The following is a 20,886-nucleotide window of genomic DNA, read 5'->3' on the forward strand; positions in this document are numbered from 1 at the left end:
TTGTCAAAAATAACTGAGATGGAATTTGTAATTGTAGGTGTCGTAGTGGTAGCCGCGATCTTGTTGATTCGGCTTATCATCAGGAAGGTATTTGACTAAGAGTTGAAATAAGGGAAACCGAAAGTAGGAAAGACTTCGATCCTATCGACTTCAATCAGGACCTTTGCCTCGGATATCCCGAAGCAAAGGTCCTGAAATAAACAATCAAATCAATTGGGCAGTTTATCTGCAAACTTGCCGTAAACCCAAGTACCGGCCAAAGCTGAAATCAGCGTCACCAAGACGACTGTATAACCGGCGCCAATCTGCGCAAACAACGGCCCGGGACATGCGCCCGTAATCGCCCACCCAAGTCCAAACATAAAGCCACCGATGATCTGGCCTTTTTTAAATTCCTTGTCTGGAATACGAACTTGCTCTCCCTGAATTGTCTTGATTTTCAAACGCTTGATAAGCTGTATTGAAATGATCCCTACAATCACCGCCGAACCAATCACGCCATACATGTGGAAGGACTGAAGCCGGAACATCTCCTGAATCCTAAACCAAGAAACGATCTCGGCTTTGACAAAGACAATCCCAAAGAGTGTTCCCAAGATCAGGTACTTCAGCATCCCCAATCCTTTCTCTTCCTTTTCCTGAAGATTTGGTGCTTCGCAGTTTTGAGTCACCTCAAACTCCTCAATATTTTCGGTCGTTTTCATTTCTTCGTTCTATCTTAAAATCCTACCCATTTCATCAGAGGCTCCAGCAGGACGTTGGTCATCAAGAAACCTCCCAGCATGAAGAAAACCGTTGCGACCAGCGAAGGCCACTGGAGATTGCTGATGCCCATGATCGCATGTCCGGACGTACATCCTCCGGCGTAGCGGGTACCAAACCCGACCAAAAACCCTCCGACAACGAAGAATAAAAAGCCTTTGGCATTGAACACATTTTCCCAAGAGAATATATCCAAGGGCATCAAGGCTTTGAAATCAGAGACTCCGAGTGCTGTCAAATCCGCCTGAGTTGCCTCCGAAATAACAATTGCGGAAGGATTTGCGAGAAAATTTGCGGCAATGAATCCTCCGATCCCTACTCCCAGGACAAAGAGAAGATTCCAGGTTTCCTTCTTCCAATTATAGGAGAAAAAAGGAATGCCGGCTGGTACGCACGCAGCGCAGATGTGTCTCAGAGAGGATGAAATACCAAAGCTTTTGTTCCCCAACAGCAACAGTGCGGGAACCGTAAGGCCGATCATCGGCCCCGCCACATACCAAGGCCAGGGCTGACTCATCCAGTCAACGAATTGGTTCATAAGAATAATTTGAGTGAAATTTTAGAAACAAGAGGCAAGACAAGATTCATTGACTCCAGGCAATTAGCTGGTTAAATGAAGTATCATAACAATAGTCAAACAGATTGACCATCATCCTGGCGTCTCGACACTTTGTACTTTGTAATGGTACCAAATACTATTTTTGCACTTTGCCTATTACAGCAGCGTCGTCGGGCAGACGTAGGCCGTCACCTCAAACTTGCCGGATTCCTTCAGGTCCTTGAACCCCCCCTTGACGTCGACCAGATTGTGATAGCCTCTGGCCCTCAGGATGGAATTGAACACCATGGATCGATAGCCGCCGGCGCAGTGGACGTAGTAGGTTTTGTCCTTGTCTACTTCCAGCATGCTTTCGTTGATGAAATCCAACGGCGCATTCTCTGCTCCCACGACGTGTTCGGAGACGAATTCGGAATTCTTCCTCACATCCAGAATTTGAATCTCCGGGTGGTCCGACTTGATATCAGCGAGTTCATCCACTGAGATGGATTGGATCGAGTCGATTTCCTTTCCACTTTCGAGCCAGGCCTGGAAACCGCCCTTGAGATAGCCAATCGCAAAGTCGTAGCCCACACGCGCCAGTCGGGTGATCACTTCTTCTTCTCTGCCTTCCTCGGCGACCAGCAAGATCTCTTGCTTGAGATCCGGAATCATCGCTCCTACCCACACTGCAAAGCTTCCGTCTATTCCGATATTGATGGAGTTGGGCACGAAGCCTTTGGCAAATGCCTGAGCTGCTCGTGTATCAAGGATCAAGGCGCCAGTTTCGTTGGCGGCGGCCTCAAATTCCTCCGGGCTCAGGGGGCGCTCACCTCTTTCCATCACCGCATCGATGCTGTCGTATCCCTGGATATTCATCATCACATTTTGGGGGAAATAGGCAGGAGGCGGTGTCAGTCCAGTCAGCACTTCTTTGACAAACTGCTCTTTGCTCATATCCTGAAGCGCATAATTGGTCTTCTTCTGATTTCCAAGCGTATCCGATGTCTCCTTGCTCATGTTTTTGCCGCAGGCAGAACCTGCTCCATGTGCCGGGTAGACGATCAGGTCGTCCGGCAATGGCATGAGTTTGTTTCTCAACGAATCATAGAGGTGCCCAGCGAGTTTCTCCTGCGTCAGGTCTGCCACGACCTTCTGCGCCAAATCAGGACGGCCCACATCTCCGATAAACAGCGTGTCTCCTGTGAAGATTGCCTCTTCCTTTCCCTCCTCATTGATCAGCAGGTAGCAGACAGACTCCATGGTATGACCCGGAGTATGCAGCACACGGATCTTGGTTTTCCCAAGTGAGAATTCCTGATTGTCCCTGGCAATCGTCGCGTCAAATCCCATATGCATCTCGGTTGGCCCGTAGACGATCTGGGCTCCTGTCTTAGCCGCCAGATCCTGATGTCCGGATACAAAGTCGGCATGAAAATGAGTTTCAAAGACATACTTGATTTTGGCGTTTCGGCGATCGGCCTTTTCGATATAAGGCTGCACCTCCCGAAGCGGATCGATCACAGCGGCCTCCCCATCAGACTCAATGTAGTAGGCTCCCTGTGCAAGACATCCCGTGTAGATTTGTTCAATTTTCATATGATTTTATTTTTTTTTTCAGAGGCTATATGGAATGCCCAAAATAATCATCCAGCTGTACGGGAAGACTTTTTCGTGGACATTTCATGAATCGGTTTTTTTTATTTCTTCGAAAACTTGGATAAAATTAGCCGCTTGGCGACACTGTCTAAAGGACTTTTGTCACACAAGAGTTCAGGCGTTGGCCTGGAGGGTAGAATTGACGATCTGGACCAGTTGATGCACCGGCACCACTCCGGACTGTCTCCAGAGGATTTTGCCCTTCTGGAAAAGTATCAGCGTCGGTACGCCCCGCACTTGAAACTTGCTGGCGGCGAGTGGATTTTTGTCAATATCTACCTTGAGTATTTTCACTTTGGCACCCATCTGCTTGGAGGTATCCTCCAAGATCGGCTGCATGGTCTTGCAGGGCCCACACCAGGTGGCAAAGAAATCCACCAGTACGGGAGTCTCCCCATTGATCAGTTCCTGAAATGACTTTGGCTGTGTGCTCATCGGACTTTGATTAGATTCTACCCTACAAAAGTAAGCTCACTTGGGAGATATAACAGTAATTTTTGTCACACTGGATTTGATCAGGCGAATGTGAAGGAGTTTTAAAAAGTGCTAAAAAAACCGGACTTGGAGTAAATTTTTATATTTTCGCCCCGACTAATTTACCCTCTTAATGCTCAATTATAAGCAGATCAATAACGTCACCGGCTGGGTCATTTTTGCAGTTGCCACACTGGTCTATATCCTGACTGTCGAACAAACCGCCAGTTTCTGGGACCCCGGAGAATTCATCGCGGTCTCCTATAAACTACAAGTGCCTCACCCTCCGGGAGCTCCATTCATGCTGTTGGTCTATCGGTTCTTTAGTTTCTTGGCGATGGGAGACGGTCTTGAGGTCGCTTATTGGATGAATATCGGTAGTGCGCTCTTCTCAGGATTCACCATTCTTTTCCTGTTTTGGTCGATTACACTTTTTGGAAAAAGAATCTTCGCTATCGAAGAAGGACAGGAAACTAAGGGCCAGGTTATCGCCTTGATGGGTTCGGCAATTGTCGGTTCGCTGATCTACACCTTCTCAGACAGTTTCTGGTTTTCAGCCGTGGAAGCGGAAGTGTACGCGATGTCATCCTTCTTCACTGCGATTGTGATTTGGGCGTTTTTGAAGTGGGAAGTGATCCAGGATCCCAAGATGGAAAACCGCTGGATGCTCTTCATCGCTTACCTAGTGGGTCTTTCGATCGGCGTCCACTTGCTCAACTTGGTGACATTGCCGGCTTTGGCCCTGATCTACTATTTCAAAAAGTATCACAAGCCAAGTCTAAAGGGAGCAATCTTCGCCATGTTCCTCGGAGGCGTTGCTTTAATTATCATCAACAACCTGATCATTCCCGGATTGCCGAGCATTGCAGCATCCATGGAGATCTTCATGGTCAACAGCATTGGCCTTCCCTTCGGATCGGGAATCATCGTTTTCAGCATTTTTTTCCTCGGCGCCTTGATCTATGGCATCAGGTATTCGATCCAAAAAGAGCACGCCATCCTCAACACCATCTTGCTTTCCCTGTCTTTCATCTTGATCGGATATGCAAGTTATGCCTTGGTCATTGTCCGATCCAACCAAGATCCAATCATCAACGAAAACGGTCCTTCGGATATCATCAGCTACGTTTCTTATTTGAAGCGTGAACAATACGGCTATCGTCCCCTCCTACACGGACAATACTTTACTGCTCAACTCGTCGAGCAGGAAGAAGGCGCTCCGGTCTACATGAAAGGCAAAGACAAGTACGAGATCGTCGACTATGAGCTGAAAAACACCTACGATCCAACGAAGACGACGATCCTTCCGCGAATCTATTCCACCCAGGAAAATCACAAGCGAATCTACCGCTCCAAGTTGGGGCTCAAAGAAGGTCAGGAACCGACCTTCGGTGACAACCTTTACTTCATGTTCAGCCATCAGCTTGGGCACATGTACTGGCGGTATTTTATGTGGAATTTTTCCGGGAGAGAAAGTGATTTCACTGATGCGCCTTGGATAGGGCTGACAGATGCCTTTGGCGACAAATACCCGGATTATATCACAGAGAACAAAGGCCACAACAACTACCTGATGCTGCCTTTGATCTTGGGTTTGATTGGGATTTTCTTCCAAGCCAAAAAAGACCCCAAATACTTCTACGTCAACCTCATGCTCTTCCTGATGATGGGCGTGGTACTGGTACTCTACCTCAACTCCCCTCCGGTGGAGCCAAGGGAGCGTGATTACATCTATGTCGGTAGCTTTTATGCCTTTGCTATTTGGGCCGGCTTGGGCGTTTTGGCGATTGCCCATGGTCTAGGCAAAGTCACCAAAAACCTTAGCACCGGCGCGATCATCGCGACCTTGATCACCCTACCTGTGGCCGGGCTCATGGGCACCCAAAACTGGAATGATCACAACAGAAAAGGACGTTTCTTCTCCGTGGATTCGGCAAGAAATTTCCTGGCCTCCTGCGCGCCGAATGCCATTCTTTTCACGGGCGGTGACAACGATACCTTCCCGCTTTGGTACGTGCAGGAAGTGGAAAACTTCCGAACTGACGTTCGAGTGATTGTATTGAGCTATTTCGACACGGACTGGTACGTCAATCAGATGACGCGTCCGGTTAACGAATCCGAGGCACTACCTTTCTCTTTGGCTCCGGAGCGCTACCAAAAGGGAACCAACGATGTGCTCTACGTCGCTGAGCAGGAAAATCTGAATGCCATCTCAGCTGCGGAGTACCTGAAACTATTGAACTCTGGATCTGACTTGCTTAAGATGAAGACGGGCGGAAAAAGCGTCGTCAACATGGTGCCGTCCCGAAACCTGATCCTGGAAGTAGATAGCAGTTTCGTAGCAAATGATGAGATCGTTCCGACTCAGTTCAAGGAATACTTTGCACCGCAGATGAACCTGCAGCTTACAGGCAACTACGTCACTAAAGGCACCCTGATGCTGATTGATTTGATCGTCAGCAACAACTGGGAGCGACCGATCTACTTCAACAACACCTCGCTGTCCACGATCGGCATCAACGTGCAAGACCATGTGGTAATGGAGGGGATGACCTATCGCCTGCTCCCGATTCGCAAGCCGGATTTCGTCCGTGACGAACTGGTCAACACGGACATCGCTTATCAAAATTACATGGAGAAGTTTGCCTTCCGAGGCATGGACAATCCGGATGCGTACTTGGACGAGGAATACCGAAGATTTGCCTCCAATCACAGAAGCTCGTTGAATACGATCGTAATGGCGCTTTTGGATGAAAATAAGATGGAACAGGCGGCAACCTTGCTAAACTACGGTCTGCAGACCATGCCAAATGCTGCGATACCTTATGATCTGAGCAGTGGCCAATCTGTACCGCTTTTCTTCGAAGTAGGAGAAGATGAAAAAGCTCTGGATATCGTCGACAAGATCTCCAAGAAATCACTGGACATGATCGAGTTTTACACCCGTGAAAACAGAGGATACGACCGTGAAATGATGATCTCCATCGAAATGGTGAATTATTTCATCCCTCTTTTGGAAGAAAGAGGCTATCAGGAGGAAGCTCAGACTCTCAAGCTGAGACTGGAAAGCTTGATCGGTGCTGACAGCGCTGAACCTGGAAGACTGGAGAGACGATAGTCCCAAAAACAGCACAAACAAGAAAGGCGAGAATTTATTTTCTCGCCTTTCTTGTTTGAGAGTTTCTCAACCATCCTTATTATTCAGGGTTTAAGTATTAAATTTTCAGACACTTAAACTTTTCAACTATGAATCTACAGGAAAGGATAGACTTGAAGATCGCTGAACTCAAAGCCTCAGAAAAAGACAAATCAACAGTGATGGTGGTCCATGACATCCGGGATTCCAGCGTTTGCTATATGAGCCAACATGCTTTAGATGGCCTTGGTATTACGATGCCGGAACTTATAGTAATGGGACAGGAATACCATACGAAGTTTTTTAACCCGGAAGATTCCTTGGAATATGTTCCCAAAATTTTAGGATTGTTGGCGAGGAACAATGACGAAGAAGTAGTCTCATTTTACCAACAAGTGAGAAAGAGTCCGGATTTGGACTGGACCTGGTATCTCAGCAGCATCAAGATCCTGTTGAAAGATGAAGATGGCTCACCCGTTCTCACGCTCACCACGTCTAATCCCGCGATACCTGAAAAGCACGCTGCTACCAAGTCCCAGCTGTTAATTGGTGAGAGCAAATTCCTGAGAGAAAATCGTTAGAGTTTTCCTGCGATTAACCGATGATTCGTCCTGTTACTTCTTCCAAAGCACATAAAACAAATCCAGCCCTTCCATCGGATTTTCAACCAGCGGAAAGTCTTCATGGGTGATCTCGATCACCGAATCCCCCTGCTGTTGGTGCAGTTTATTTCTGTTGAGACGGTTGAGGATCTCGTAGGGCATCCGGAGTAGTGAAGCGGGCAGCTTGTACTGTAGATCAAAGATGTCGAAGCGCATGATCTTCTGTACCGACTTGCGATTGGCTTCGTGATAGGCCCAGACCTTGTCGTTTCCCCCGACTCCTTTTGCTTCCACCTTGTCAAAGATCGACGCAGCAAGATCTACCAATTGCTGCGGGGTGTACTCCCGCTCATGCCAGGGATTGCGTGAAAGTGTGTGGGTAATATTTGGCGTGGAAATAATCGCCTTTCCGCCCGGCTTCAGCATCCGATAGATTTCCTGAAGAAAAAGTCGGTCGTCGGCGATGTGCTCGATCACCTGAAAACTGACGATCGTATCAACCGAATTGTCCCCGAATCCGACAAAGGGAGGAATCACAGCCTGCCTGAAATCTACACCCGGAAACTTGGCCTGTAACATGGAAATCACTTCGCCGATCTTGTCCAAACCAACATAGCTCTTCGCCAAAGGCAACAATTCTTCCACTCCTCTGCCCTCTCCGCATCCCACCTCGAGCAAATCTCCCGAGATCCAAGGCTTCGCTGCAATGTATGCTTTGAGAAGTCGTTGATGGATAGGATTGTCGCTGATCAACTTGTCAGAGGCGATTTCCGTTGTATAGGTAGCCATTCGAAATTTTAGTATTTTGGCAAAAGTAAGTCTAATTTTTAAAACCCGAGATGAAGACCCAATGAATCGAATCAACACCCTTTACATCTTTTTGCTGCTTTGCTTTCTCACCGTTTCTAACAGTTCCTTTTCCCAAAAAACCCTTTCTTCGACGGATCAAGCGCTTCGCTATTCCCTTTATTCCCGTTTGGGGCTGAAAATCATCCCTATCAAGACCAGCGAGTCTAGTTTCAAGCTTCAGTTTGTAATCGAGAAGATTGAGGAAAGTCCGGCATTTTCCAATTTTAGCTTCAGCTATTCCATTCTCTCGGCTTATGATCAGGAGATTCGCTCCGACCAAGCTACTCTACTTACCGAGGACGATCTGAAAAAGGATACGGACCGACACTGGCTTTTTGAAAAGACAGTCGAAGTCCCCGAAAGTCAGGAAACGGCAATCGCTTTCCTTTCCATCACCGACACGCGCCAGGGGGACGAATACGTCTATCATATCGATTTGAAGAGTTCGTATGTGCTTGATCATCCGGATTTCGGAGCTTACTATGCCAATGACGTTCCCTTCGATCAAAACTATATCAACAAGGAAGAATATCTGATTTTCAAGACTGTCAACGCGCCTTCGATCCAGGCTTACCACTATCCGATGGTCTTCGATGTGCCCTTCCCTCCCATGGAAACCCGCCCAGCGGATATTCCCAAGGAACTGAATGTGATCCAGATGGGTGATTTTCTAGCGGATGTCCCCAAACAACTCAATGAAGAAGGGTACAATTTCTTCCAGACAGACACGACGGCGTCTACTGGACTCCTATTGAAAATCACGCATGAATCATTCCCCAAGGTCAAGGATTGGGAAGAGATGGTTCAGATGGTGACCTACATCTCGACGCGAAAGGAACATGAAAGCTTGCTCCTGGCGGAAGACAAGAAGAAAGCGCTGGATGAGTATTGGATCTCGCTCACCCGCAATCCGGACATCTCCAAGGAGCTTATCCGTAACTATTTCCGGATGGTGGAATTTGCTAATATCCTCTTCACAGACTTCAAGGAGGGATGGAAGACCGACAAAGGCATGGTCTACATCGTGATGGGACCGCCTCAGGAAGTGAATTTTTACCTCGACAGAGAAGTCTGGGCTTACGGAGGAATGGACGATAGCTCGAAAATTAGGTTTACCTTTGCGCGGGCTAAAACAATACTCAGCCCACATTTCTACACCCTGAACCGGTCCCGGGCTTACCAGCCTGTTTGGTTCAAAAACATTTCCCAATGGAGAAGCGGAAAGATGGCTTTCTGATCGAAAAAGCAGCCACCGACAAAGATTTTATATTTGGTACCCGCGCAGTGATGGAGTCCATTAATGCGGGCAAGGATATCGACAAAGTACTCGTTCAAAAAGAGCTGAACAACGACCTGATCAAGGAATTGCTCCAGCTGTGCAGGGAAGAGAAGATTCCCGTGGTCAGAGTGCCGGATGGCAAGCTGAACCGCATCACCAGAAAAAATCACCAAGGAGTCATCGCCCAGATGTCCTCCATTGAATACGCTTCGCTGGACAATGTGATTGACAATTGCTTTGCGATTGGGAAATCACCTCTGATCTTGGTGCTGGATCATATCACTGATGTGCGGAACTTCGGAGCAATCGCGAGAACAGCAGAATGTGCCGGTGTAGATGCAATTGTAATCCCCGAAAAAGGCAGCGCGCAGATTAACTCTGACGCGATCAAAACGTCTGTTGGCGCCTTGAACTTCTTGCCGGTAGCCCGGGTGAGGAACCTATTTTACGCCTGTCGTGACATGCAAAAGATGGGATTGACGCTGGTGGCGATTACTGAAAAAACGGAGAAGGTGATGTATGAAGCCGACTTTACTTCGCCGGTTGCCTTGGTGATGGGATCCGAGGAAGACGGGATTTCACAAGAAATCATGGGTATCGTCGATGATCGGGTCAAGATCCCAATGGCGGGAAATATCGAAAGTTTAAACGTGTCAGTTTCGGCGGGCGTGGCGATCTATGAAGCGATCAGACAGCGGAAGAAGTAAGTATCAAGTAGCTAGACATTAGTATCAAGATTCTAGAATCAAGAGTCCCTGTCATGCTGAGCGGAGTCGAAGCAAAGAATCAAGAATAGTTGGGGGAGGATTTCATGTGATTGTAATTGTTTTTTAATTGCCACATGGAATTTCGCTCGGTCGATAGATACAACTTCGTGTGTAGTCTGAAATCTGCTCGATTTCAGACGAAGTCCTCCCCTTTCTTTTTTGCGCTGGCCATGAAGTCGCGGAATTTTTTATCCCCGTCGAGTTTGCAGATCAGTAGGACATTTTCGGATTCGTTGACGAGGTAGTTGTTTAGGCCCTCGATCACGACGAGCTTACCGCTGTCTACTTTGACGTAGCAATTTTCAGTTTCATAGAGGAGCGCATTGGCATCCACAACGTTGTTGTGTTCATCTTTTTCGCGTAGGGCATGAAGGCTGTGCCAAGATCCCAGATCCGACCAACCATAGTCTCCCAAGATGACGAAGACTTTGTCAGACTTTTCCATGATGCCGAGATCGAGCGATACATTTTTGACCAGGGAATAGGCTCTGTTGATAAACTCCTGCTCTGTGGATTTCCCAAAATGGCTTTTGCCTTCTTCAAAAGTCTCCGCGACGTCCGGCATATTTTCACTGAAAGCATCCAGCAGGCTGGCCACTTTCCAGACAAACATCCCGGAGTTCCAGACGAAGTCACCGCTTTCCAGGAATGTCTTGGCCAGTTTTAGATTTGGTTTTTCGGTGAAAGTCTTGACCTTCATCGCCGAGTCGCCGTCTTCACTTTCAAGATATTGGATGTAGCCATAGCCGGTATCAGCGCGGTTGGGTCTAATCCCCAATGTAATCAACCTGCCCTTTACCTGAGCTGCATCGACGGCTTTTCGGATGGTCGCAATGAAGCGATTCTCCTGAAGGATCAGCTGGTCGGAGGGAGTGACGATCAAGGTTGCTTCCGGATCTATCGCGTGGATCTTATAAGCTGCGTAGGCAGCGCATGCCGCCGTATTTCTTCTCAGCGGCTCAGTCAATATCTGTTCGTCACTCAGGTTGGGTAACTGTTCTTTTACCAGATCCAAGTAAATCTGATTGGTCACAACATAGAAACGCTCGGGCTCGGCGACTTCCAAAAATCGGTCGTAAGTGATCTGGAGTAGGCTGCGGCCTGTGCCCAAAACATCCAAAAATTGTTTGGGTCGGTTATTTCTGCTATATGGCCAAAATCGGGAACCGATTCCACCCGCCATAATCACAACATAGGGTCTATTTTGCATTGTTCTTTCAGACTATGCCTTCTTTCATCAAATCATGAATATGGACAAAACCAGCGATTTTCTCTCCATCCAGAGCCACTAATTGGGTGATATTATGATTGCGCATCAGATTCAGGGCACGAATGGCAAATTCGTCCTTTGAGATAGTCTTTGGGTGTACGGTCATAATGTCTTTTGCCTGAAGGGTCTGGATTTCCAGGGTCTTCTCCAGCATCCTTCGCAGGTCCCCATCCGTGATGATTCCGGTGAGATTGCCTCTGGCGTCGTTTACCGCCGTCGCGCCAAGTCGTTTGCCGGAAATCTCGATGATCACCTCGCTGATACCTGCATCTTCACTGACTACCGGTATAATACCTTTTGACAGGACGTCGCCGACTTTCAGATAGAGTTGCTTGCCCAGTGAGCCACCGGGATGGTACTTGGCAAAATCGTCGGACGTGAACCCTCGGGCTTCCAGCAGACAAACCGCAAGTGCATCGCCCAGCGCCATGTGCGCAGTCGTACTCGTAGTCGGAGCCAGATTGTGAGGACATGCCTCTTCCCCTATCGTCGCATTCAACACAAAATCCGATTCCTCAGCGAGGTAGGACGTGGTGTTGGAAACCAAGGCGACCAAGACCGACCCCAGCTTTTTCAGCAAAGGGACCAGCACCTTGATTTCGGGTGTATTGCCCGATTTTGAGATACAGATGACGATGTCATTCTCCTGGATCATTCCCAGATCGCCATGGATCGCGTCGGCTGCATGCATGAAAAGTGACGGCGTGCCGGTGGAGTTCAAGGTCGCTACAATCTTATTGGCGACGATGGCACTTTTGCCCACTCCGGTGATAACTACCCGCCCGTTTGAGGCTAGGATTTTCTCCACGCAAGCCTCAAAATCACCGTCTATGCAATCGATCAGATTTAAGACCGCGTTTGCTTCATTTTGCAAAACCCGCGTGGCTGTATTTTTAATATTTTTAGCTAAATTCAATTTTACCTGCGTTAATCACTAATTTTGGTCAAAGGTATAAAACTAATCGTTCATTCCTGTTTACAGGCATCTATCCCCTACTAAGCCGCCTCTCCCCGTGGATGAAAAAGTAAAAGCAGATCTTAAGAGAATCTTCGGATTTAGCCAATTCCGTGGGAATCAGGAGCTCATCGTAGACAACCTGCTCAACCATCGAAACACCTTCGTAATCATGCCGACTGGGGCTGGCAAATCACTTTGCTACCAACTGCCGGCAGTGGTGACAGAAGGTACGGCAATCGTCATTTCTCCCTTGATCGCACTGATGAAAAATCAGGTCGATCAACTGAATGCCGTGGGAGTCAATGCCCATTTCCTCAACTCCACGCTCACCAAGTCTGAAGCGACGCGGGTGAAAAATGAGGTATTGAAGAAAAAAACCAAGCTGCTGTATGTAGCGCCAGAATCGCTGACCAAGGAGGAGAATATCGCCTTCCTGAAGTCGGCTCACCTGAGTTTTGTAGCAATCGATGAGGCACACTGTATCTCCGAATGGGGACATGATTTCCGTCCAGAGTATCGAAAGATCAAGACCATCGTTGGCCAGATAGCGCCCAATCTGCCCATCATCGCGCTGACAGCCACTGCCACACCAAAGGTGCAGCAGGACATCCAGCGAAACCTGCAGATGGAAGAGGCTGACCTGTTCAAATCGTCCTTCAACCGAACCAACCTCTTTTATGAGGTTCGTCCGAAGATCAAGAATGAATCGAAGAAGTCACTCATCAAGTTCATCAAGCAACACAAAGGGAAATCCGGGATCATCTACTGCCTGAGCAGGAAGAAGGTCGAGGAAATCGCCGAACTCCTGAGAGTCAATCAGGTCAACGCAGCTCCCTATCACGCCGGCTTGGACTCAGCTGTCCGGATCAAGACCCAGGACGACTTCCTGAATGAAGAACTGGACGTCATCGTGGCCACCATCGCGTTTGGGATGGGTATCGACAAGCCGGACGTGCGCTACGTGATTCACTACGACGTGCCCAAGTCACTGGAAGGGTACTATCAGGAAACCGGTCGGGCTGGACGTGACGGACTGGAAGGGCATTGCCTGATGTTTTACCGCTACGAAGACATCGTCAAGCTCGAAAAATTCAACAAAGACAAGCCAGTCACCGAGCGGGAAAATTCAAAGATCCTCCTTCAGGAAATGGCTGCATTCTCCGAAACAGGTGTCTGCAGAAGGAAGTTTATCCTCAATTATTTTGGAGAAACTCTGAATGAGGACTGCGGGTTTTGTGACAACTGCAAGCGCGAACGGGAGACCTTCGAGGGAATGGACGACCTGCTGATATCGCTGGAGGCCGTCAATCAGACTGGCGAGCGATTCAGTCTGGAGCACCTGGTCAAGGTGATTCGTGGCGAGATGGACGACTATGTCCAGAGCTACAAGCACGATCTCCTGCCCGTCTTTGGCAAAGGAAAGAGTGAATCTGATAAGCACTGGACATCGGTGATCCGCCAGTCGATGATCACTGCCCTGCTGGAGAAAGACATCGAAAACTATGGCATCCTCAAGCTTACCCAGAAAGGTACAGATTTCATGGATGCGCCTTATTCCGTAGCTTTGTACAAGGATCATGACTTCGAAAAACTCAGCGAAGCGGAAACAGTTGACGTGCAGATCAGTACGGGTCCGGCTTACGATGAACGGCTCTTTGAATTGCTTAAGGCTGAGCGGAAGCGCGTAGCCAAAACAAAAAACCTCCCGCCCTACATCATCTTCCAAGATCCTTCTTTGGAGGAAATGGCGACGGTCTACCCCACCACCAAAGAAGAACTTGCACAGGTAAATGGTGTGGGTATGGGAAAAGTTGTCAAATTTGGGGCACCATTCCTAAAGCTGATCACCGCCTATGTGGAGGAAAATGAAATCGAAACTGCAACCGAGGTAGTTGTAAAAACCGCAGGAGCCCGATCCAAGGTGAAGATTTCGATTATCCAGCAGATTGACCGCAAGATCGACCTGGATGAGATTGCTGAAAATCTCAATATTTCAATGGGTGAGCTGCTTCAGGAAATTGAGCAGATCATCTATAGCGGAACTAAACTAAATATCGATTACTACATTCAACACATCATGGATGAAGAGCGGGAAGACACTCTCCATGACTATTTCATGAATGCAGAAAGCGATCATATCAAATCGGCATTGGAAGAGCTCGGTGACGAGGACTTTGCAGAAGACGAACTGCGGGTGTACCGGATCAAGTTCATCTCCGAACATGCCAATTAAAAACGAAACGAGTCAATGAATATACTCTTATTGGGTAGCGGAGGCAGAGAGCATGCCTTTGCTTGGAAGATCATACAAAGTCCGGAATGTTCCCGGCTTTACGTCGCACCCGGAAATGCCGGCACCGCCGAAATCGCTCAAAACGTCCCCCTTTCAATCACAGATTTCCCTGGCATCCAGCAGTTTGTGTTAGATCAAGCCATCGATATAGTAATCGTCGGTCCCGAAGAACCACTTGTCAAGGGTTTAGTGGATTATCTTCAGGCCCAGCCTGATACCGCCACTCTTCCCATCGTAGGCCCTTCCCAATTGGGAGCGACGCTGGAGGGGAGTAAGGATTTTTCAAAGCGCTTTATGCAGCGCCATGGAGTGCCGACGGCAGCTTATGAAACCTTCACGGCTGACCAAATTGAGGCGGGATTGGCTTATTTGGAAAAGCAAAGTCTGCCGATCGTCCTGAAAGCCGATGGCCTTGCCGCGGGTAAAGGCGTCTTGATCTGCCAGACTCTCGACGAAGCAAAGACGTCTCTGAAGGAGATGCTGCTTGACGCCAAGTTTGGCGATGCCTCTTCCAAAGTTGTCGTTGAGGAGTTCCTGACCGGCATTGAGCTTTCGGTTTTTGTGGCTACGGACGGTAAAAGCTATAAGATTTTGCCGGAGGCGAAAGATTACAAACGCATCGGCGAAGGCGACACAGGCTTGAACACCGGCGGAATGGGCGCTGTGAGCCCGGTGATCTTCGCTGACGAAGCATTCATCAAAAAAGTGGAAGACCGGATCGTGAAGCCTACCATTGCCGGTCTGGAGATAGATAATATTGACTACAAAGGCTTCCTCTTCATCGGATTGATGAACAAGGACGGAGAGCCTTCGGTGATAGAATATAACGTCCGCATGGGCGACCCTGAGACAGAGGCCGTTTTGCCACGGATCCAAAGTGACTTCCTCGGCCTGCTCAAGGGCATCGCCACAGGAACACTTTCAGAATACGAATTGAAGATTTCCCCTGAATATGCCACGACAGTCGTCATGGTCAGCGGTGGCTATCCTGGATCGTATGAAAAGGGATTCCCGATTTCACTTCCTGAAACCGTGGAAAACGCCGTGATCTTCCATGCCGGCACTGCCAAAGATCCAGCTGGCGACATTGTCAACCAAGGCGGTCGGGTGATCGCTGTGACGGGCTTTGGCAAGGAATTGGGAGAAGCGGTCACAAATGCCTTCGCGGCCGTAGAAAAGATAAGCTGGGAGAAGGCTTATTATCGAAGAGATATCGGACAGGATATCCTGAAACTGAATAATTAAACCCAAAGAACTAACCGAGGCGAGAGCCCTGTATATAAATTATGGCTGGATGTACTACCTGCTCCACCTCTTCAGGAGGTACCGGAGGCTGCCAAAGCAACGGCAGCTGCGGCACGAGCGATTGCAATAAAATGAACTCCTTTGACTGGCTTTCTCACATGGGAATCCCCCAGGTTGACAACTTTGACATCGTCGAGGTCAAATTCAAAGGAGGCCGAAAAGAATACTTTCGAAATGTAGAATACCTCACGCTGCACACCGGTGATCCGGTCGTGGTGGATGTCTCAAGTGGGCACCACATCGGCTACGTCTCGCTTCAGGGCGAACTGGTTCGTCTGCAGATGCAAAAGCGTAAGGTTCGCAACGATGACAACATCACCCGAATCTACCGGTTGGCTACGCAAAAAGACATGGAGAAGTGGGAAGAAGCCCGACACCGGGAGATCCCTACCCTCTACCGCTGCAAGCAGATCGTAGATGAATACCGACTTCAGATGAAGATGTCCGACGTCGAATATCAGGCAGACAACTCCAAGGCAACATTCTACTACTCTGCCGAGGACCGTGTTGATTTTCGGGAATTGATCAAAGCTCTCGCGGGAGAGTTTAAGATCCGCGTGGAGATGAAGCAGATCTCCCTTCGTCAGGAAGCCGGAAGGCTTGGTGGCATTGGAGTTTGTGGCCGTGAGCTTTGTTGCTCTACCTGGCTGGTCGATTTCAAGAACGTAACCACCTCCGCCGCGAGGTATCAAAATCTCTCGCTGAATCCCGGCAAACTCAGCGGACAATGCGGTCGGTTGAAGTGCTGTCTCAACTATGAGCTGGACACCTACATGGACGCCATCAAGGATATTCCACAGGTAGAAAAGCCACTGCAAACCGAATCCGGTCCGGCAAAACTTCAGAAGACGGACATCTTCCGGAAGTTGATGTGGTTCAGCTATAACCATGACAACGACTGGCACAGCATTACCTGCGATCGTGTGCGGGAGATCCAGGCTCTAAATGAGCAAGGGATCAAGGTATTCAATCTCCAAGTGGACAAGTCAACCGATATCGAAGACCTGGCAGCGCAGTCTACCCGTGAATTGGAGCTTTTGGATAAGAAATTTGCTAAAAAGAAAAAGAAGAAAAAGTCGAAGCCAAGGCCACAGGGAGAAGCTCCAATTGCGGATACGGCTCCAAGAACGGCGCAGCCATCCAGACCTCCGGCTTCAAGACCACAAGCACCTAAACCGCAGGGGCAAAGACCTCAAAACCGTCAAAATCAGCCTTCCGTTAATCCTCCCCAGCCCAAAGCTCAGGAAGGACAATTGCCGGGAAGACCTGAATCGAAAGAAGGAAACGACGCCAAGAAAAGAAGGAATAAAAACAGAAACAGGCCAAAACCATCTCAAAATCCTTCTCCCGAACAGAGACCGGAAAACCAATCGCAAAGGCCTAAACCTGAGAATCAAACGAACAAGCCAACAGAGAATAAACAGGAAGGTAAGCGACGTTTTCCCCCAAGGAAAAATCAGGGACCTAACAATGGCGGCAATGAATAAGTGGAGGTTTTGGATTGGCATGTTGGCTATGGGTCTGGCTTCTTCTTGCTCGGGCGATCGGGTCTACGAGGAATTTTATTCCTTTGAATCGAATGCCTGGAACGAAAGGGACAGCGCAAGATTTGATCTGAAAGCTCTCGCGGACAAAAGTGGCCCCAAGCTGATCGGCATCAGGTACAACGAAGAATACCCGTTTTCCAACTGCTACATCCGTGTGATCACCAGAGACACGACTGGGCTTATCTTAGACAATAAGCTGATCAATGTGCCGCTTTTTGATTCCAAATCCGGAAAACCGATAGGCAGCGGTTTTGGTAATTCTTTCACCGCCTACGACACATTGCCCTTTGAGGTCTCTGACCAAAGCGGGGAACTGTATTTTATCCAATACATGCGACAGGAAAGCCTTCCGGGACTGGAGGCAGTGGGTCTGAAGATCCTCAAATGATGATGAGCACCTCAGTGGAAGGTGCTCATTTTTTTTGCATGCTGTCGGATCGTGTGATCCAATTCTTTTGTCAGTGGCTTCAGATAGTTAAACAACTTCTGATTTTCCATATCCAATTGCTTGACGTCGATCAGCTCCAGCAGACCAATTATGGAAGAAAGTGGGCCTCTTAAAACGTGGGAAGGGCTCAAGGCCAAGTCCCTCAGGCGCTCGTTTTCGCGGGTGATTTGTACAAGCTGGGATTTGAGGGGCGTCAAATCAAAAACCTGGATCAGAACTCCTTCCGGGTTTCCGAGCTCAGGCTGGATAGATCTCAATGACGCGTTCCAAAACGCAAACTCCTGATTCGGCATCAGCATCTTCAACTCCAAGTCTGTACTTACTCCTTTTTTCGCATCGTCAATAGCTCGCAGGAGTTTTGAGAAGCGATTTGTCTGAGTCGGGAAAGTCAGTGAAAATCCCTCAGAATAGGCTCTTCCTTTCCATATACGGCCGAGGTTTCTCGCCGCCTCGTTCTGCTGCGTCAGTTTACCCGCCCTATCCAATACATAAACTGCCCCTGGCAAGGTCGAAAGAACATATGGCGCGATCAATTGCCTTTCGAGCTGTGGAAGGGGTGGATTTTCTTTTGGCACCAAGAAAAGATGGTAGCCCTCAGAGCTCGCTGTAATTAGGGCAGCAAATACCGGCGAGGTTGAATGTTGAAGTTCAACCAAAAAACATTTGGGCTTGCATTCGCCAGAAACGCCGTCCAAGGCCTGATCAAGCGCGGCTACCCCACGAAGGGCGGGAGCATCGGTCAAAGCCAATCCGCTCCAATCTTCCCCCTCCGCGTCAAACCACTGCGAGATGTTGTCATCCCAGCTCTGGATCCTGAAATCCCTGTCCAAGGTAATCCTCCCAAAACCCAAGACGTCCACCAGGTTGTTCCACGGCATCTCCTGCTCGAGGAATTGCATCCCCACGCCGATACCGATGATCCCTGACAGATCCATATCAGGCGTCGTCACTACCGAAAACTCCCACCACACCCTCGCGCCGCTTTGCTGCGCCGCATCCGGATGGTCGAGCATCACATGCCTGCGGATTTTTGGGGCACCAAGCATCAACTCCAAAGAATAATTGAATTCAGCTTCTGATTTTGGAGAGAGATTATCGCAAAAACGGGCATCGCTTGTTGCTGGATTTATCTTTTCAAAACATCTGTTGAATTTCAACACCTTTCCCTCCACGTCTAGGATGACGAGATAGAAATCGCTGGATTCCATAAGGAAATCTGGAATCAGATTTTCAAGACTTTCAGTACTAATCAAAACTGCGGGGGTGATCGGGGGATGAACTTCTCAAAGTTCTAAAAAAATTTAACTATACAAAATCAGCTAATATTGAAATTTTATATCATCGTTTACCGATAATCAGCATAAAATTCCTTAACAAACACTAAAAAGAAGATGCTTAAACAAAAAATGCCTTTCGCCCCAGAAACGGAATGAAAAGCATTGTAATAATTTCCTAAAATTAAAGCAGGATGAACCAGATCAGGCAGACAGGTATCTAACCCGGTTAAAGTCCCTGTAGTTGACCTCCTTCACGATCAGAATTAATTTGTGAACCAAGTCCTGCTTGCAGGTCGACACTCTAAATTTCCAGTCAGGCCTTGGTGAATATTCGGTTTCGGAGGAGCCAAAAAGCCGTTGAAGTTCGTCCAGCTGCTCTGAATAGACAAACACGCTGCCATCGTTTTTACCACAATCTTCGATCAAAAAGTCACATTTAGAAGTCTGGAGGATCATATTAAAATAAATTTTTTATAAAAATAGGGTAAGAATCCTGTCTAAAAATACCCAGTACTGGGTATTTTTTAAATTTATGATGGGAAATTAAGACGATTTCCAAATTGCTCCAAAAAATATTGAAGTTGATTTCCAGCAGATTAATCCACTTTCGTGGAAAGAATGCTTGAATCGGCTTTCGGGCTTGTTTAAGTCTTTTCAAAAGGATTATATTTGCATCACTTTAGCCAAGTAGCTAACCGGGAATAGAGGGTTGGGTGAGTGGCTGAAACCAGCAGTTTGCTAAACTGCCGTACGGGTTAAACTGTACCGGGGGTTCGAATCCCCCACCCTCTGCCATTAATACACTGAAAAACAAGGGGTTACGAGATTGAAAAATCGGTAGCTCCTTTTTTTTAGCCCTTTAATTAGGCTAATTAACTGATTTTCTGTGGATTACAGGATTTCAACCAATTAACGACAGTGGAAAGGAAAAGCCTGTAAACAATCGTTTTACAGGCTTTTTTATTAGATGAACCCGTAAAATTTTCACAATTGCTTGTAATCCCAGTGAGTAATTCGACTCAAGCCCTGAATTCCAAGGCTTGTTGCCACCCGGTTATTTCTTGCCGTTGCAATTAAACTGTCTGTTCCATTGAGATAGCTGGTAGGAAACTCATCGAAGATCAGACTGCTTTTTAGCTTCCCTTTTTGATTTACCAGCTTTACCAATCGATTGACATAGAGGGAAAGTACCGCCCCATAGGTCTGGATTTTCCAGGGATTGTTGTCCATACAGACCAGCTTGCGCTCTTTCGGATTATTGACATCGAGAGTAAAATCGAGTTTGATATATGAACTTTGTTTTACCATGATTTCATGTGTTTATGGTTTGATTTTATTGGTCAGATAGCCTGTCCCAATTTTTCATCGGGAGAATGCCCTGAATAATCGTCCCCCTCCGGAAGCGAGTTCGGATTTAACCCCAGGGAAAAATGGACCAGATGTTTCAACCCCGGCGCAGAAATTTCGATGACACAGGGATCTTGATGCCGAGGTACGGAGAATGTGGTTGATTGGTAAATTTTCCGGCACCGATACGAATCCCTGAAAGTAACCAAATCAACAAAAAGAGTGTTCAGATCGTGCGCATCATACCGGAAGCTCTTTGCCCCACAGAGGATGCAGGGATATCTTGTCCCGGAATTCAGTTACACCCCGCCCCCCATTTTCAATATATCAGAAAGCTTAAAAAAGAAAAAGCCGCCTGAGATCCTCAGACAGCTT

General features: G+C 47.9%; 18 protein-coding genes and 1 tRNA gene. 9 read left to right on the top strand and 10 right to left on the bottom strand.

Features of this window, described 5'->3' with window-relative positions; genetic code table 11:
- Nucleotides 1–209: 209 nt before the first annotated feature.
- The 4 genes from G459_RS0110060 to trxA all read right to left on the bottom strand — a co-directional run bounded on the left by G459_RS0110060 (nt 210) and on the right by trxA (nt 3,394).
- Nucleotides 210–704 carry a DUF6691 family protein gene (locus tag G459_RS0110060; RefSeq protein WP_026967545.1) on the bottom strand — a complete coding sequence of 165 codons (495 nt, stop codon included), beginning with the start codon at nt 702–704 and terminating at the stop codon, nt 210–212.
- Between the two features lie 14 nt (nt 705–718).
- Nucleotides 719–1,300, bottom strand: a complete 582-nt coding sequence (locus tag G459_RS0110065) for a YeeE/YedE family protein (RefSeq protein ID WP_026967546.1) — start codon at nt 1,298–1,300, stop codon at nt 719–721.
- Nucleotides 1,301–1,477: 177 nt separating this feature from the next.
- Entirely contained in the window at nt 1,478–2,899 is a 1,422-nt protein-coding gene (locus tag G459_RS0110070; RefSeq protein WP_026967547.1) for an MBL fold metallo-hydrolase, read from the bottom strand.
- 174 nt (nt 2,900–3,073) lie between these two features.
- The gene (trxA, locus tag G459_RS0110080) at nt 3,074–3,394 is read right to left on the bottom strand and encodes a thioredoxin (protein ID WP_026967548.1); all 321 of its coding nucleotides are present in this window, start codon (nt 3,392–3,394) and stop codon (nt 3,074–3,076) included.
- 172 nt (nt 3,395–3,566) lie between these two features.
- Between trxA and G459_RS0110085 the strand changes: the two genes are divergently transcribed.
- Entirely contained in the window at nt 3,567–6,551 is a 2,985-nt protein-coding gene (locus G459_RS0110085; protein ID WP_026967549.1) for a glycosyltransferase family 117 protein, read from the top strand.
- Between the two features lie 128 nt (nt 6,552–6,679).
- The gene (locus G459_RS27190; protein ID WP_051315161.1) at nt 6,680–7,150 is read left to right on the top strand and encodes a hypothetical protein; all 471 of its coding nucleotides are present in this window, start codon (nt 6,680–6,682) and stop codon (nt 7,148–7,150) included.
- Nucleotides 7,151–7,183: 33 nt separating this feature from the next.
- On the opposite strand, the gene G459_RS0110095 is transcribed toward G459_RS27190, so the two are convergent.
- The gene (locus tag G459_RS0110095) at nt 7,184–7,960 is read right to left on the bottom strand and encodes a class I SAM-dependent methyltransferase (protein WP_026967550.1); all 777 of its coding nucleotides are present in this window, start codon (nt 7,958–7,960) and stop codon (nt 7,184–7,186) included.
- A gap of 61 nt (nt 7,961–8,021) precedes the next feature.
- Here G459_RS0110095 and G459_RS0110100 point away from each other — a divergent pair, with 61 nt between their 5' ends.
- Both G459_RS0110100 and rlmB read left to right on the top strand, forming a co-directional pair.
- On the top strand, nt 8,022–9,257 hold the full coding sequence (locus G459_RS0110100) for a GWxTD domain-containing protein (protein WP_026967551.1): 1,236 nt from the start codon (nt 8,022–8,024) through the stop codon (nt 9,255–9,257).
- Complete coding sequence (gene rlmB / locus G459_RS0110105) at nt 9,230–10,006, top strand: 23S rRNA (guanosine(2251)-2'-O)-methyltransferase RlmB (protein WP_026967552.1); 777 nt, start codon at nt 9,230–9,232, stop codon at nt 10,004–10,006. The genes G459_RS0110100 and rlmB overlap by 28 nt, the downstream gene beginning before the upstream one ends.
- A 193-nt stretch (nt 10,007–10,199) precedes the next feature.
- Here the strand turns inward: rlmB and G459_RS0110110 are convergent, their stop codons facing one another.
- The gene (locus G459_RS0110110) at nt 10,200–11,276 is read right to left on the bottom strand and encodes a mannose-1-phosphate guanylyltransferase (RefSeq protein ID WP_026967553.1); all 1,077 of its coding nucleotides are present in this window, start codon (nt 11,274–11,276) and stop codon (nt 10,200–10,202) included.
- A gap of 7 nt (nt 11,277–11,283) precedes the next feature.
- Nucleotides 11,284–12,252 (bottom strand): KpsF/GutQ family sugar-phosphate isomerase, encoded by a 969-nt coding sequence (locus G459_RS0110115; protein WP_026967554.1) that lies wholly within the window; start codon nt 12,250–12,252, stop codon nt 11,284–11,286.
- Nucleotides 12,253–12,349: 97 nt separating this feature from the next.
- Here G459_RS0110115 and recQ point away from each other — a divergent pair, with 97 nt between their 5' ends.
- The 4 genes from recQ to G459_RS0110135 all read left to right on the top strand — a co-directional run bounded on the left by recQ (nt 12,350) and on the right by G459_RS0110135 (nt 17,827).
- Entirely contained in the window at nt 12,350–14,527 is a 2,178-nt protein-coding gene (recQ, locus tag G459_RS0110120) for a DNA helicase RecQ (protein ID WP_026967555.1), read from the top strand.
- A 15-nt stretch (nt 14,528–14,542) separates the two neighbouring features.
- A complete protein-coding gene (purD, locus tag G459_RS0110125; protein WP_026967556.1) occupies nt 14,543–15,832 on the top strand; it encodes a phosphoribosylamine--glycine ligase in 1,290 nt (429 codons plus the stop codon).
- Nucleotides 15,833–15,963: 131 nt separating this feature from the next.
- Nucleotides 15,964–17,379, top strand: a complete 1,416-nt coding sequence (locus G459_RS0110130; RefSeq protein ID WP_035455582.1) for a PSP1 domain-containing protein — start codon at nt 15,964–15,966, stop codon at nt 17,377–17,379.
- Nucleotides 17,372–17,827, top strand: a complete 456-nt coding sequence (locus tag G459_RS0110135) for a gliding motility lipoprotein GldH (RefSeq protein WP_169725017.1) — start codon at nt 17,372–17,374, stop codon at nt 17,825–17,827. The genes G459_RS0110130 and G459_RS0110135 overlap by 8 nt, the downstream gene beginning before the upstream one ends.
- Nucleotides 17,828–17,838: 11 nt before the next feature.
- On the opposite strand, the gene G459_RS0110140 is transcribed toward G459_RS0110135, so the two are convergent.
- A complete protein-coding gene (locus tag G459_RS0110140) occupies nt 17,839–19,095 on the bottom strand; it encodes a sensor histidine kinase (protein ID WP_157373308.1) in 1,257 nt (418 codons plus the stop codon).
- Between the two features lie 270 nt (nt 19,096–19,365).
- Entirely contained in the window at nt 19,366–19,620 is a 255-nt protein-coding gene (locus G459_RS0110145) for a hypothetical protein (protein WP_026967560.1), read from the bottom strand.
- 247 nt (nt 19,621–19,867) lie between these two features.
- On the opposite strand from G459_RS0110145, the gene G459_RS0110150 reads away from it, so the two are divergent.
- Nucleotides 19,868–19,959, top strand: a tRNA-Ser gene (locus G459_RS0110150).
- A gap of 189 nt (nt 19,960–20,148) precedes the next feature.
- Here G459_RS0110150 and G459_RS0110155 read toward each other — a convergent pair.
- Nucleotides 20,149–20,472, bottom strand: a complete 324-nt coding sequence (locus G459_RS0110155) for a hypothetical protein (RefSeq protein ID WP_026967561.1) — start codon at nt 20,470–20,472, stop codon at nt 20,149–20,151.
- Nucleotides 20,473–20,886 lie beyond the last annotated feature (414 nt).

Source organism: Algoriphagus terrigena DSM 22685, from assembly GCF_000429445.1.
Classification (GTDB): Bacteria; Bacteroidota; Bacteroidia; order Cytophagales; family Cyclobacteriaceae; genus Algoriphagus; species Algoriphagus terrigena.

Bases quoted from the DNA above. Each gene is read 5' to 3' on its own strand.
- G459_RS0110065 (WP_026967546.1), bottom strand. From the start codon at position 1,300: ATGAACCAATTCGTTGACTGGATGAGTCAGCCCTGGCCTTGGTATGTG.
- G459_RS27190 (WP_051315161.1), top strand. From the start codon at position 6,680: ATGAATCTACAGGAAAGGATAGACTTGAAGATCGCTGAACTCAAAGCC.
- G459_RS0110155 (WP_026967561.1), bottom strand. From the start codon at position 20,472: ATGGTAAAACAAAGTTCATATATCAAACTCGATTTTACTCTCGATGTC.
- purD (WP_026967556.1), top strand. From the start codon at position 14,543: ATGAATATACTCTTATTGGGTAGCGGAGGCAGAGAGCATGCCTTTGCT.
- G459_RS0110135 (WP_169725017.1), top strand. From the start codon at position 17,372: ATGAATAAGTGGAGGTTTTGGATTGGCATGTTGGCTATGGGTCTGGCT.
- G459_RS0110145 (WP_026967560.1), bottom strand. From the start codon at position 19,620: ATGATCCTCCAGACTTCTAAATGTGACTTTTTGATCGAAGATTGTGGT.
- trxA (WP_026967548.1), bottom strand. From the start codon at position 3,394: ATGAGCACACAGCCAAAGTCATTTCAGGAACTGATCAATGGGGAGACT.
- G459_RS0110140 (WP_157373308.1), bottom strand. From the start codon at position 19,095: ATGGAATCCAGCGATTTCTATCTCGTCATCCTAGACGTGGAGGGAAAG.
- G459_RS0110100 (WP_026967551.1), top strand. From the start codon at position 8,022: ATGAATCGAATCAACACCCTTTACATCTTTTTGCTGCTTTGCTTTCTC.
- G459_RS0110060 (WP_026967545.1), bottom strand. From the start codon at position 704: ATGAAAACGACCGAAAATATTGAGGAGTTTGAGGTGACTCAAAACTGC.
- G459_RS0110130 (WP_035455582.1), top strand. From the start codon at position 15,964: ATGAACTCCTTTGACTGGCTTTCTCACATGGGAATCCCCCAGGTTGAC.
- G459_RS0110095 (WP_026967550.1), bottom strand. From the start codon at position 7,960: ATGGCTACCTATACAACGGAAATCGCCTCTGACAAGTTGATCAGCGAC.
- G459_RS0110110 (WP_026967553.1), bottom strand. From the start codon at position 11,276: ATGCAAAATAGACCCTATGTTGTGATTATGGCGGGTGGAATCGGTTCC.
- G459_RS0110070 (WP_026967547.1), bottom strand. From the start codon at position 2,899: ATGAAAATTGAACAAATCTACACGGGATGTCTTGCACAGGGAGCCTAC.
- rlmB (WP_026967552.1), top strand. From the start codon at position 9,230: ATGGAGAAGCGGAAAGATGGCTTTCTGATCGAAAAAGCAGCCACCGAC.
- G459_RS0110085 (WP_026967549.1), top strand. From the start codon at position 3,567: ATGCTCAATTATAAGCAGATCAATAACGTCACCGGCTGGGTCATTTTT.